The following is an 11,201-nucleotide window of genomic DNA, read 5'->3' on the forward strand; positions in this document are numbered from 1 at the left end:
CCTTGGGCCCGACCACCACCGCAGTCTGCGGGCCGCGCACCACCGGCACCGGGGTCGACGGCAAGGGGCGGAAAGCCTGGCCGGCGTCGATACAGTCCAGCTCGCTCTCGAACTGCGCGCCGCCCCCGCCATTACCGGTCTCGTAGAGTTCCTGGACTACCCGGTACTCGGCGCCAACCACCAGGTATTCGCGGTTCTGGTCCAGGCGCGGGTAGTTGCTCAGGTGGAACAGATGGCCCGCCCCGATACCCCTGGCGCATCCCCGCAGGCGAACTCGCTCGTACTGGGTCTGGATCGCCTCGATGCGGGTCCGTGCATAGTGTTCGCCGTCCTGACTCTGCACATACTCGCCAGGGTAGTCGTAGAGCGGGTAGTCGGCCGCGGCATGGGCGCGCCCGACATTGGAGCGCACTTCCAGGCGGGTGCCGGGACGCTGGAAGTCGTAGTCGTTGAGGCTCAGCGAGCCGGGCTGGACCTCACGCGCCATGTGCCAGTCGAAGAAGTGGTCGCGCTCGCGATGGCCGAGGCTCGGCGGGTAGTAGGGCACGCTGGTGTAGCCGGCCGGGCTGTGGTGCGCGCCGTAGGCATCGGAGAGCACCAGGATGTGGCGCTTCTTCTCGTGGCGGAACCAGTAGTAGATGCCTTCCTGTTCCATCAGCCGGCTGATGAAGTCGAAGCTGGTCTCGCGGTACTGCACGCAGTATTCCCACTCGCGGTAGGAGCGGCTCAGGGCGTCCTCGAAGTCGGAGAAGCCGAGGTCGCGGAACACCTGCTTGATGATGTCCGGGACCTTCTGGTTCTGGAAGATGCGGCAGTCCGAAGTGCGCGTCAGCAGCCACAGCCAGGGCCGCAGGGTGACCTGGTAGCTGGCGAACTGGCCGGCGCCGGCGCCCTGGCTGCAGCGCGCGACGATGCCGTGGAAGTGCCGCCGGCTACCGCCGGGGAGTTCCAGCGCGAGGCTCATCGGCTTGCCCAACAGGGCATCCAGAGGCAAGGCGGGATTGCTCGAGACCAGTTCGAGCTCGTGGCTGAACAGCCGGCCCAGCTCCTCGCGGCCTTCCAGCCGTTGCAGTTGCAGGACCTCGGGCCCCAGCGGGGAGTCCACGTGCACCAGACGGGTATGTTGGGAGAACAGCATGGGCAATCTTCCTTGATAGTCACCTGCGGCGGGCGGCCCGAACAACGCGCCAGCAGCGCGCAAGATGATCGTACAACCCCGTGCCGTCGCGAAAGGCTAGCCAATAGCCACGACACCCCTGCCCGCCTCCTGCGGACCCTAAGCCAGAAAAAAAACCGAAGCAACGACGGCTTTGTCGAAAAGTATTTCCGCTCCGTGCGCGATGCGTCGCATTGGGCCATTGCCCGATCCCCGGCAAAAATGAGATATTCACGAACGTGAATCATTCTCATATCTCAAACCCATCTCCCCGCCTGCTGCTGGTCGAAGACGACCCGCGCCTGCGCGAGGATCTCGACGCGCATTTCCGCCAGCGCGGCTTCCGCGTGACCGTCTGCGGCGATGGCTCGCACGGGCTGGAAGCCGCCGGGCGCGAAGCGTTCGACCTGGTGCTGCTGGACATCATGCTGCCCGGCCTCGACGGTCTGGCCCTGCTGGAGTCGCTGCGCCGCGAGCAGGCCACGCCGGTGATGCTGATGTCGGCCCTGGGCGCCGAGCAGGATCGCATCAGCGGCTTCACCCGCGGCGCCGACGACTACCTGCCGAAGCCGTTCAGCCTGGCCGAGCTGGATGCCCGCACCGACGCCCTGCTGCGCCGCGTACGACTGGACCGCCTGCCGTCGCCGCAGCGGCGGGATACCCGGCTGGTGTTCGACGACCAGGCCCAGGATGTGCTCCAGCAGGGCCTTCCGGCGGGGCTGACGCCATCCGAATACCGCCTCCTGGCGACGCTCCGCGAACATGCCGGCGAGGCGCTGAGCAAGCCGTTCCTCTACCGGAGCGTGCTGCACCGCAGCTACACGCGCCTCGACCGCGGTCTCGACGTGCACGTCTGCAACCTGCGGCGCAAGCTCGCCGCGGTCGCCGTCCGTCACCTACAGATCCAGGCGGTGCGCGGCCAGGGCTACCTGCTGGTGGAGACGGAACACCCCTGATGCGCAGGCACCCGCTGTTATGGAAACTGGCGCTGCTGCAGGTCGGCTTCTGCCTGCTGCTGACCTGGCTGATCTACACCTGGGGCCTGTCGGTGGAGCGCAGCACCTACTTCCTCGCCCCGGCCGACCGCAGCTACCTGGCGGACTACGCGCGGCAGGCGGAGGATGCCTGGCGCAGCGAGGGCGCCGCGGGCGCCGAACGCTTCCGCAAGGAACTGTCGGCGAAGGAAGATACCTGGGTGGCGCTGGTCGGACCGCACCTGGAAAGCCTCGGCAGCACGCCGCTAAGCGCCGAGGAGTCGAGCCACCTGACCTTCATGCGCAAGCTCGACTGGCCGATGAGCCGGCGCCTGCAGGACGAACTGCCGTACGTCAGCATCGAGTTCCCCGGACATCCCGAGCAGGGCCGGCTGGTGATCCAGTTACCGGAGCGCCTGCTGCCCGGCGGACTGACCCCCTGGACCCACCTGGTCACCCACGGCATAGTCCCGACCCTGCTGGCCGCCCTGCTCGGCCTGCTGCTCTACCGCCACCTGATGGTGCCGCTGAACCGCTTGCGCGATCGCGCCGATGCCCTGCGCGCCGACGAACTGGAAAGCACTCCCCTCGCCGCACCGCTGGCGGCCCGCCGCGACGAACTCGGCGAGCTGGCCCAGGCCCTGGAGCACATGGCCGAGCGCCTGCGCCTGAGTCTCGCCCAGCAGCGCCTGCTGCTGCGCACCCTGTCCCACGAACTGCGCACGCCGCTGGCGCGCCTGCGCATCGCCCACGACAGCGAGCTACCGCCGGAACAGTTGCGCCAGCGCCTGGATCGCGAAATCGGCGACATGCAACGACTGCTGGAAGACACCCTCGACCTCGCCTGGATGGACACCGAGCGCCCGCAACTGCCCACCGAGCCGGTGCTGGCGCTGTCGGTGTGGGAAGCGCTGCGCGAGGACGCCTGTTTCGAAAGCGGCTGGGACCCGGCGCGGCTACCCTGCCGCTTGGGCGTCGACTGTCGCGTCGAGGTACACCTGGACAGCCTGGCCCAGGCCATGGAAAACCTCCTGCGCAACGCCATCCGTCACTCGCCCGAGGACGGCACGGTCAGCCTCGACGGCGAGCGCGAGGGCGACTTCTGGCACCTGCGCCTGCAGGACCAAGGCCCTGGCGTGGCGGAAGACCAGTTGGAACGCATCTTCCTCCCCTACCAGCGCCTGGACGATAGCGCCGGCGAAGGTTTCGGCCTCGGCCTGGCGATCGCCCGGCGTGCCATCGAGCTACAGGGCGGCCGGCTCTGGGCCAGCAACGGCAAGCCCGGATTGTGCCTGCACCTGTGGCTGCCGGCGGCCGCCTGAGGGCGAAGTGTTTAGAAAGTTAATGCGCTTTACTCTCAAATAACAATCAATATCATTCGTGATCTCTTGCATTTCGCTGCATTGCCCGGAGATCACCGATGTCCTCACGCGCCCTTCCCGCCGTTCCCTTCCTGCTGCTGTCCAGTTGCCTGCTCGCCAACGCCGTACACGCCGCCGGCCAGGGCGACGGCTCCGTCATCGAGCTGGGCGAGCAGACCGTGGTCGCCACCGCCCAGGAGGAAACCAAGCAGGCGCCGGGAGTTTCCATCATCACCGCCGAGGACATCGCCAAGCGACCGCCGAGCAACGACCTGTCGCAGATCATCCGGACCATGCCGGGGGTCAACCTGACCGGCAACAGCTCCAGCGGCCAGCGTGGCAACAACCGGCAGATCGACATCCGCGGCATGGGGCCGGAGAACACCCTGATCCTGGTCGACGGCAAACCGGTCAGCTCGCGCAACTCGGTGCGCTACGGCTGGCGCGGCGAGCGCGACAGCCGCGGCGACACCAACTGGGTGCCGGCCGACCAGGTCGAGCGCATCGAAGTGATCCGCGGCCCGGCGGCGGCGCGCTACGGCAACGGCGCGGCGGGCGGCGTGGTGAACATCATCACCAAGCAGGCCGGCGCGGAAACCCACGGTAATCTCAGCGTCTACAGCAATTTCCCGCAGCACAAGGCCGAAGGCGCCAGCGAACGGATGAGCTTCGGTCTCAACGGGCCGCTCACGGAAAACCTCAGCTACCGCGTCTACGGCAACATCGCCAAGACCGACTCGGACGACTGGGACATCAACGCCGGCCACGAATCCAACCGCACCGGCAAGCAGGCCGGCACCCTCCCCGCCGGTCGCGAAGGCGTGCGCAACAAGGACATCGACGGGCTGCTCAGCTGGCGCCTGACGCCCGAGCAGACCCTCGAGTTCGAGGCCGGCTTCAGCCGCCAGGGCAACATCTACACCGGCGACACGCAGAACACCAACAGCAACAACTACGTGAAGCAGATGCTCGGCCACGAGACCAACCGCATGTACCGCGAGACCTACTCGGTCACCCATCGCGGCGAATGGGACTTCGGCAGCTCGCTGGCCTACCTGCAGTACGAGAAGACCCGCAACAGCCGGATCAACGAAGGCCTGGCCGGCGGCACCGAAGGCATCTTCGACCCCAACAACGCCGGCTTCTACACCGCCACCCTGCGCGACCTGACCGCCCACGGCGAGGTCAACCTGCCGCTGCACCTGGGCTACGAGCAGACCCTGACCCTCGGCAGCGAGTGGACCGAGCAGAAGCTCGACGACCCCAGCTCCAACACCCAGAACACCGAAGAAGGCGGCTCGATCCCCGGTCTCGCCGGAAAGAACCGCAGCAGCAGTTCCTCGGCGCGGATCTTCTCGCTGTTCGCCGAGGACAACATCGAGCTGATGCCCGGCACCATGCTTACCCCAGGCCTGCGCTGGGACCACCACGACATCGTCGGCGTCAACTGGAGCCCATCGCTGAACCTGTCCCACGCGCTCACCGAGCGGGTCACCCTGAAGGCCGGTATCGCCCGCGCCTACAAGGCCCCCAACCTGTACCAGTTGAACCCCGACTACCTGCTCTACAGCCGTGGCCAGGGTTGCTACGGGCAAAGCACCAGTTGCTACCTGCGCGGCAACGACGGCCTCAAGGCCGAGACCAGCGTGAACAAGGAACTGGGCATCGAGTACAGCCACGACGGCCTGGTAGCGGGGCTGACCTACTTCCGCAACGACTACAAGAACAAGATCGAATCCGGCCTGTCGCCGGTCGACCACGCCAGCGGCGGCAAGGGCGACTACGCCAACGCGGCGATCTACCAGTGGGAGAACGTGCCCAAGGCGGTGGTCGAGGGCCTCGAAGGCACCCTGACCCTGCCCCTGGCCGACGGCCTGAAGTGGAGCAACAACTTCACCTACATGCTGCAATCGAAGAACAAGGAAACCGGCGACGTGCTCTCGGTGACGCCGCGCTACACCCTCAACTCGATGCTCGACTGGCAGGCCACCGACGACCTCTCACTGCAAGCCACGGTCACCTGGTACGGCAAGCAGAAGCCGAAGAAATACGACTATCACGGCGACCGTGTCACCGGCAGCGCCAACGACCAGCTCTCGCCCTACGCCATCGCCGGCCTCGGCGGCACCTATCGGTTGAGCAAGAACCTGAGCCTCGGCGCCGGCGTCGACAACCTGTTCGACAAGCGCCTGTTCCGCGCCGGCAATGCCCAGGGCGTGGTCGGCATCGACGGGGCCGGCGCGGCGACCTACAACGAGCCCGGACGGACCTTCTATACCAGCCTGACCGCGTCGTTCTGAGCCATAACGAGAAAGCCTGATGAGAACTTCCCTGCTCGTCGCCGCCCTGGGCCTCGCCCTGGCGGCGGCCCTGCCCGGCGGCGCGCCTCTGGCGCAACCGGACCCCGAGGCGACCATGGACCGCAGCCTGCTGCAACGCCAGGACCTGCCCTACCGCTTCAGCGCCGTGGACCTGGACTCCGTCGATGGCCAGCGGCATTACCGGCTGTGGCTCGGCCGACCGCTGCAGGCACCGCCCGCCGCCGGCTACCCGGTGGTCTGGATGCTCGACGGCAACGCCGCCGTCGGCGCCCTCGACGCGTCCACCCTGAGACGCCTGGCCGACGGCGACGCACCGCTGCTGGTCGCCATCGGCTACCGCACGCCGCTGCGCATCGACCGCGCCGGGCGTACCTTCGACTACACCCCCGCGAGTCCCGGCCAGGCCGATCAGCGCGACCCGCTCAACGGCCTGCCCAGCGGTGGCGCCGACGCCTTCCTCGACCTGCTGCGCGACGGCATGCGCCCGGCCGTGGCGGCGCAGGCGCCCCTGGACACTGCGCGACAAACCCTCTGGGGACACTCCTACGGCGGCTTGCTGGTGCTCCACGCACTGTTCACCCGTCCCGGCGAGTTCGCCCGCTACGCCGCGGCCAGCCCGTCGCTGTGGTGGCGCGACGGGGCGATCCTCGGCGAGCGAGCGGGGCTCGAACAGCGCCTGCGCGGAAAGCGCGCGGAACTCCTGCTCTGGCGCGGCAGCGCCGAACCGGCCAGCCCGCGCGGCTCGCTGAAAGCCGAGCCGGGCCAGGCGATGGCGCGGCTGGTAGATGACCTGCGCCGGGTTGCCGGGCTGACGCTGGACTTCCAGCCGCTCGACGGCCTGGGTCATGGCGAAACGCTGGGGGCCTCGTTGCGCCTTCTGCTCGCCCGTCCGGCGGTGGAACGCCAGCGCTGAAGGCGCACGCTCCCAGGAGCCCTTTACGCCGCCCTTTTCTTCCGCCCGCGAGAGAAGGTCGGATTGAAGGACAACCGCCTGGCGGCTCTTCGTCCTACCGAAAGAGCTGCGTCCTCCGGACACCGACCCCGGAAACGCCTCCACTGCAACCCTCTGCGGCGATGGGAAGAGGAGCTATCCCGAAGTCTTTTGTCCCCGCGATCCCCGGCTCCTCCCCCTCAAGCCCCGCTCACATGAGCAGCGCAGAAATCCTGCCAGCAATGCCAACTTGCCATCACTCGAATCTGATCTAGCGTTGCAAACAGAAGAGGCATCGAATCAGGAAGGACGACATGAACGGCAAAGGACGCGGCAATACTCTCTACGCCATCAGCCTGCTGCTGGTCGGCGGTTGCTCCAGCAGCCTGCAACATAACGAGGGGGCGACACAGGTAGCGCACAGCCCGGACAACCGTGCGATGAGCAGCATCTTCCTACCGTCCGGACGCAACTCGACGACCGCCATCGAAAAGGGCGAAGCCCTGTCGATCAAGCTGATCGCGGCCTACCTCTGCGATTTTCGCGAGGAGAAAGGCAATGGCGACCTTCTGGCGAGCGGCAACAAGGAATCCAGCCTCTGCACCGGTGGCGACGGCAGCCTGTTCGACAATGCGCGCAGCACTCAGGGCGAGATCGCCATCACCGCCAGTGCCGGCGAACGCGGTGCGACCTCCAACGGCCTCAGCTTCAATCCCGCCGACATCAAGCGCAACGGCCGGGTTGTCTATTACAACGAGGACATCCGCGAGAGCGGCCAATTGATCAACGCGCTCAACATCCCGATCTACGGTCCGAAGACCTACGACGGCGGGACCTTCTTCGTCGACCTGGCGATACTCGAACTGGACGAGAACGAGAACAAACAGAGCCGCAAGCTCCTGCAGGAGCTGGCCAAGGTCGGCAGCGCCTCCTACGCCCCCGGCACGCCGGTTCTCAATCTGCTGAACAGCCTCGGCGACGCGCTGCTCAGCGCCAACGGCGACGACGTCGAACTTCGCTACCAGATGGAGTTCGATCCGCCGTACCAGGGACGCACGCGGAAAACGGATACGCAGCCACGCAACGGGACCAGCATCAGCAGCCGGGCTCCCTTGCGCGAGGGGTACTACGCCTTCGTGAGAATGGAGCAGCGTGACCGCCTGCCGGCCTTCGGGCAGTTGACAGTGCCCACCGGGTCCCACAATCCCCTGCTGGTCGAAGCGAAGACCGGGCAACTCTATCGAGGCGGCTCCTGGTTGCTGGTACGGGTTGCCCGCGAAGACCATGAGCAAGCCTCGGCGCAGGACGTTTCCACCGCGACCGCTGCATTCCTTGAACAACTGGGTCGCGCGGATGTCCCGCCGGACACGTTCGCCAAGGTGCTGGAGCAAAGCCTCAAGCTCATGGCTGCGGAGACGGCGCCAGCCCAGTAGGCGAGCGCCTCCTCCAGCCCCTTCCGGTCAGGATTCAGGCCACCACCGGAATCAGTGGGTCGGCCGCCGCCAGCGCCACGGCGCGGTCCGCCGCCGGCGGGTAGATCCACACGCCATTGATCTCGGTCTTGATCTTCTTGCCCTCCTCGCGCACGAACCGTACCTGGCGGTCCCAGCCCTCAGTGAACACCGCGCCCCAGCCGCCGAGGTCGAGACAGGTCACGTACTTCACCTGGCTGTAGGGAATCGGCTCGACGCCGAGCAGGTCGGCGGCCACGTTGTTGCCGGCCGAGCGACCCAGGGCGATGGCGTGCTGGCAGGTCATCAGGGCATGGTTGCCGAGGTCGTCGGTAGCCGCGCGGGCCACGTCGCCGGTGGCGTAGACATCGTCGAGGCCGAGCACCTTGAGGTTGCGGTCGACATGCAGGCGACCCTGGGCATCGCGCTCGCCCGGAATCTGTCCGGTCAGCGTGCTGGCCCGCACGCCCACGGTCCAGACCACGGTCTTCGCCTCGATCCGCTGGCCGTCGTCGAGCGTCACGCCCTCGGCATCCACCGCCGCCACCGAACGCCCCAGGCACCACTCCACGCCCAGTTCCGCCGAGGCCTCGGCGATCAAGCCGCTCAGGTCCGCGCCCATCGATGCGCCGATGGCGGCGCCGCGGTCGACCACGATCACTCGCAGCGCCGCTTTCTCGCCGAGGATCGCCCGCAGGCGCGCCGGCATCTCGGTGGCGGTCTCGATGCCGGTGAAGCCGCCGCCGGCGACCACCACGGTGTTGCGTGCCGGCGAATCCGGCAAGTCGCGCAGGGCATGCAGGTGTGCCTCCAGGCGCAGGGCGTCTTCCAACTGGTCGACATCGAAGGCCGCGTCGATGCCGACGACACTCGCCGGACGCCACACGCCGCTGCCGGCCGCCAGTACCAGGCGGTCGTAGTCCAGCTGCGCCGGCGTGCCCTCGGCATCGCGGTACTCCACCCGCTTGCCGGCCACGTCGATGCGCTGCGCGCTGCCCTGCACGAAACGCACGCCGACCGCGGCGAACAATTCGCCCAGCGGCGCCGCCATGCGCTGCACGTCAGGCTCGTAGAAACGCGGGCGGATGCGCAGCTCAGGCTGCGGCGCGAGCACCGCGACCTCGACGTCGTCGCGGCCCTGGCGGTCGAGCTGGCGGACTGCGCTCAGCGCGCTCCACATGCCGGCGAATCCGGCACCGACGATCAGGATACGTTGTTTCATTGGGGGCTCCTGGAGGGAAAGGACGGGATGTCCGGAGAAAGGCCTCTCCGTAACTACGACTATATTTGTCGTAGTTACGGAGATCAATCCCCGAAAAGCGCTCCGACAGGCAACCGCCCCTCGCCGTGAAAGAGAGGGAAAGACGGCGAAAACATACGGAAATAAGCCGAGATAGAGCGCTTCAAGGCGGAAGACAGCGGACGACCTGTCCTTGTGAGCGACCTGAAAACCGCGCAGAATATTGCGAATATTTCTGTCGGAGTTAGTGATGGCTCTCTATAGCGCCGGCGTCGAATACGGCATCCACTGCCTGTTGTTCCTCGCCGACGAGAAAGGCGACAGCCGCGAGTCCAGCGTGCGCACCCTCGCCGAGTTGCAGGGCGTGCCGCCGGAACTGCTGGCCAAGGTCTTCACCCGCCTGGCCAAGGCCGGCCTGGTGGCTGCCACCGAAGGCGTGCGCGGCGGCTTCCGCCTGGCGCGGCCGGCCAACGAAATCAGCGTGCTCGACGTGGTCCGCGCCATCGACGGCGACAAATCGATCTTCGAATGCCGCGAGGTCCGCGAGCGCTGCGCGATCTTCGAAGGCAACCCGCCTTCCTGGGCGACCCGCAACACCTGCTCGATCCACGCGGTGATGCTCACCGCGCAGAAGCGCATGGAAGAAGCGCTGGCCCAGCAGACCATCCTCGACCTGGTACGCCGGGTGGGGCGTATCGCGCCGCCGGAGTTCGGCGAAGAAGTGCTGCGCTGGATGGATGCCAGCCGGGAAGGACGCGGCGGCTCCCGCGACTAGCCCTGGCGCATACGGAGCGGCGCCGCAAGCCCGTTTCGCGGAAAACACCATTGTCGACTGCGGTGCTAATCGCGCCGGCGTTTCTCCCTACCTTATCGCCAGAGGCCGCCGCAGAGCGGCCGCCGGCCCACTGCAATGGCCCGTGACCAACTTGCGTGATAGGTGAACGATGGAACCTGGCAGCTACCAACTGACCATGAGCGTGCTCATGACCCCCGACAAGGCGAACTTCTCCGGCAACGTCCACGGCGGCGCGCTGCTCAAGCTCCTCGACGAAGTGGCCTTCGCCTGCGCCAAGCGCTACGCCGGACGCTACGTGGTGACCCTGTCGGTGGATCAGGTGATCTTCCGCGAGCCGATCCATGTCGGCGAACTGGTGACCTTCCTCGCCTCGGTGAACTACACCGGGCGCACTTCGATGGAGGTCGGGGTGAAGGTGATGACCGAGAACATCCACGAGCGCACCGTGCGCCATACCAACAGTTGCTTCTTCACCATGGTGGCGATGGACGACCAGCGCCGGCCGGTGGCGGTGCGTCCGCTGGAACCGGAGACCGCGATCGAGAAACGCCGCTACGCCCAGGCCCTGGCCCGGCGCGAGCAGCGCAAGCTGATGGAACTGCGCTACCAGGAGATCCGCGAACAGGTGGATCACGCGATGCCGGCCTGAACGCCGCCCGGCCCGCGGGCCGGGTCCTCAGCCCTCGCCGACCAGGCTCTCGAACGCTTCTTCCAGCACGCTGGCGCTGCCGGGGCGGACCACCCGCGCCACCTCCCGGCCGTCGCGAAGAAAGACGAAGGTCGGCCACAGCTTGACCTGGAACGAGCGCCCCAGGCGGCGCCCGGGACCGTCCTCGACCTTCAGGTGGCCGACCTCCGGGTAGTCGCTGAATACTTCCGCCAGCAGCGGCTGGGCGGCCTGGCAATGGCCGCACCAGTCGGTACCGAACTCCACCAGCGTCGGACCGGCGAGCCGGTCCAGTTCGTCGCGC

At 67.2% G+C, this 11,201-nt stretch carries 10 protein-coding genes; 7 read left to right on the top strand and 3 right to left on the bottom strand.

Annotated elements, in window-relative coordinates:
- The coding region (gene vgrG / locus HMPREF2716_RS11990) for a type VI secretion system tip protein VgrG (protein WP_141762309.1) at nt 1-1,138 on the bottom strand (1,138 nt) is incomplete at its 3' end.
- A 257-nt stretch (nt 1,139-1,395) separates the two neighbouring features.
- Here vgrG and HMPREF2716_RS11995 point away from each other — a divergent pair.
- From HMPREF2716_RS11995 to HMPREF2716_RS12015, 5 genes are all read left to right on the top strand, one after another.
- Nucleotides 1,396-2,112 carry a response regulator transcription factor gene (locus HMPREF2716_RS11995; RefSeq protein ID WP_023517737.1) on the top strand — a complete coding sequence of 239 codons (717 nt, stop codon included), beginning with the start codon at nt 1,396-1,398 and terminating at the stop codon, nt 2,110-2,112.
- A complete protein-coding gene (gene pfeS / locus HMPREF2716_RS12000; protein WP_070621900.1) occupies nt 2,112-3,452 on the top strand; it encodes a two-component system sensor histidine kinase PfeS in 1,341 nt (446 codons plus the stop codon). The genes HMPREF2716_RS11995 and pfeS overlap by 1 nt, the downstream gene beginning before the upstream one ends.
- A 98-nt stretch (nt 3,453-3,550) precedes the next feature.
- Nucleotides 3,551-5,791: a siderophore enterobactin receptor PfeA gene (pfeA, locus tag HMPREF2716_RS12005; protein WP_023517738.1), complete on the top strand. Its 2,241-nt coding sequence runs from the start codon at nt 3,551-3,553 to the stop codon at nt 5,789-5,791.
- Nucleotides 5,792-5,810: 19 nt separating this feature from the next.
- Nucleotides 5,811-6,725 (top strand): ferric enterobactin esterase PfeE, encoded by a 915-nt coding sequence (pfeE, locus tag HMPREF2716_RS12010; protein ID WP_003122580.1) that lies wholly within the window; start codon nt 5,811-5,813, stop codon nt 6,723-6,725.
- 332 nt (nt 6,726-7,057) lie between these two features.
- The gene (locus HMPREF2716_RS12015; RefSeq protein ID WP_003138876.1) at nt 7,058-8,176 is read left to right on the top strand and encodes a hypothetical protein; all 1,119 of its coding nucleotides are present in this window, start codon (nt 7,058-7,060) and stop codon (nt 8,174-8,176) included.
- 34 nt (nt 8,177-8,210) lie between these two features.
- On the opposite strand, the gene HMPREF2716_RS12020 is transcribed toward HMPREF2716_RS12015, so the two are convergent.
- Complete coding sequence (locus HMPREF2716_RS12020; protein WP_003138874.1) at nt 8,211-9,416, bottom strand: NAD(P)/FAD-dependent oxidoreductase; 1,206 nt, start codon at nt 9,414-9,416, stop codon at nt 8,211-8,213.
- A 268-nt stretch (nt 9,417-9,684) separates the two neighbouring features.
- On the opposite strand from HMPREF2716_RS12020, the gene HMPREF2716_RS12025 reads away from it, so the two are divergent.
- On the top strand, nt 9,685-10,209 hold the full coding sequence (locus HMPREF2716_RS12025) for an RrF2 family transcriptional regulator (RefSeq protein WP_003090553.1): 525 nt from the start codon (nt 9,685-9,687) through the stop codon (nt 10,207-10,209).
- A gap of 169 nt (nt 10,210-10,378) precedes the next feature.
- Nucleotides 10,379-10,879, top strand: coding sequence for an acyl-CoA thioesterase (locus HMPREF2716_RS12030; RefSeq protein WP_003090555.1), 501 nt, complete (start codon nt 10,379-10,381; stop codon nt 10,877-10,879).
- A gap of 27 nt (nt 10,880-10,906) precedes the next feature.
- On the opposite strand, the gene HMPREF2716_RS12035 is transcribed toward HMPREF2716_RS12030, so the two are convergent.
- Nucleotides 10,907-11,201: thioredoxin family protein (locus HMPREF2716_RS12035; RefSeq protein WP_070621901.1), on the bottom strand; the 295-nt coding region annotated here is incomplete at its 5' end.

It is taken from the genome of Pseudomonas sp. HMSC076A11, from assembly GCF_001810205.1.
In the GTDB taxonomy this organism is placed as follows: Bacteria; Pseudomonadota; Gammaproteobacteria; order Pseudomonadales; family Pseudomonadaceae; genus Pseudomonas; species Pseudomonas aeruginosa.

Excerpts from the sequence above, each read along its gene's own strand:
- pfeS (WP_070621900.1), top strand. The coding sequence starts at position 2,112 with ATGCGCAGGCACCCGCTGTTATGGAAACTGGCGCTGCTGCAGGTCGGC.
- pfeA (WP_023517738.1), top strand. The coding sequence starts at position 3,551 with ATGTCCTCACGCGCCCTTCCCGCCGTTCCCTTCCTGCTGCTGTCCAGT.
- pfeE (WP_003122580.1), top strand. The coding sequence starts at position 5,811 with ATGAGAACTTCCCTGCTCGTCGCCGCCCTGGGCCTCGCCCTGGCGGCG.
- HMPREF2716_RS12015 (WP_003138876.1), top strand. The coding sequence starts at position 7,058 with ATGAACGGCAAAGGACGCGGCAATACTCTCTACGCCATCAGCCTGCTG.
- HMPREF2716_RS12020 (WP_003138874.1), bottom strand. The coding sequence starts at position 9,416 with ATGAAACAACGTATCCTGATCGTCGGTGCCGGATTCGCCGGCATGTGG.
- HMPREF2716_RS12025 (WP_003090553.1), top strand. The coding sequence starts at position 9,685 with ATGGCTCTCTATAGCGCCGGCGTCGAATACGGCATCCACTGCCTGTTG.
- HMPREF2716_RS12030 (WP_003090555.1), top strand. The coding sequence starts at position 10,379 with ATGGAACCTGGCAGCTACCAACTGACCATGAGCGTGCTCATGACCCCC.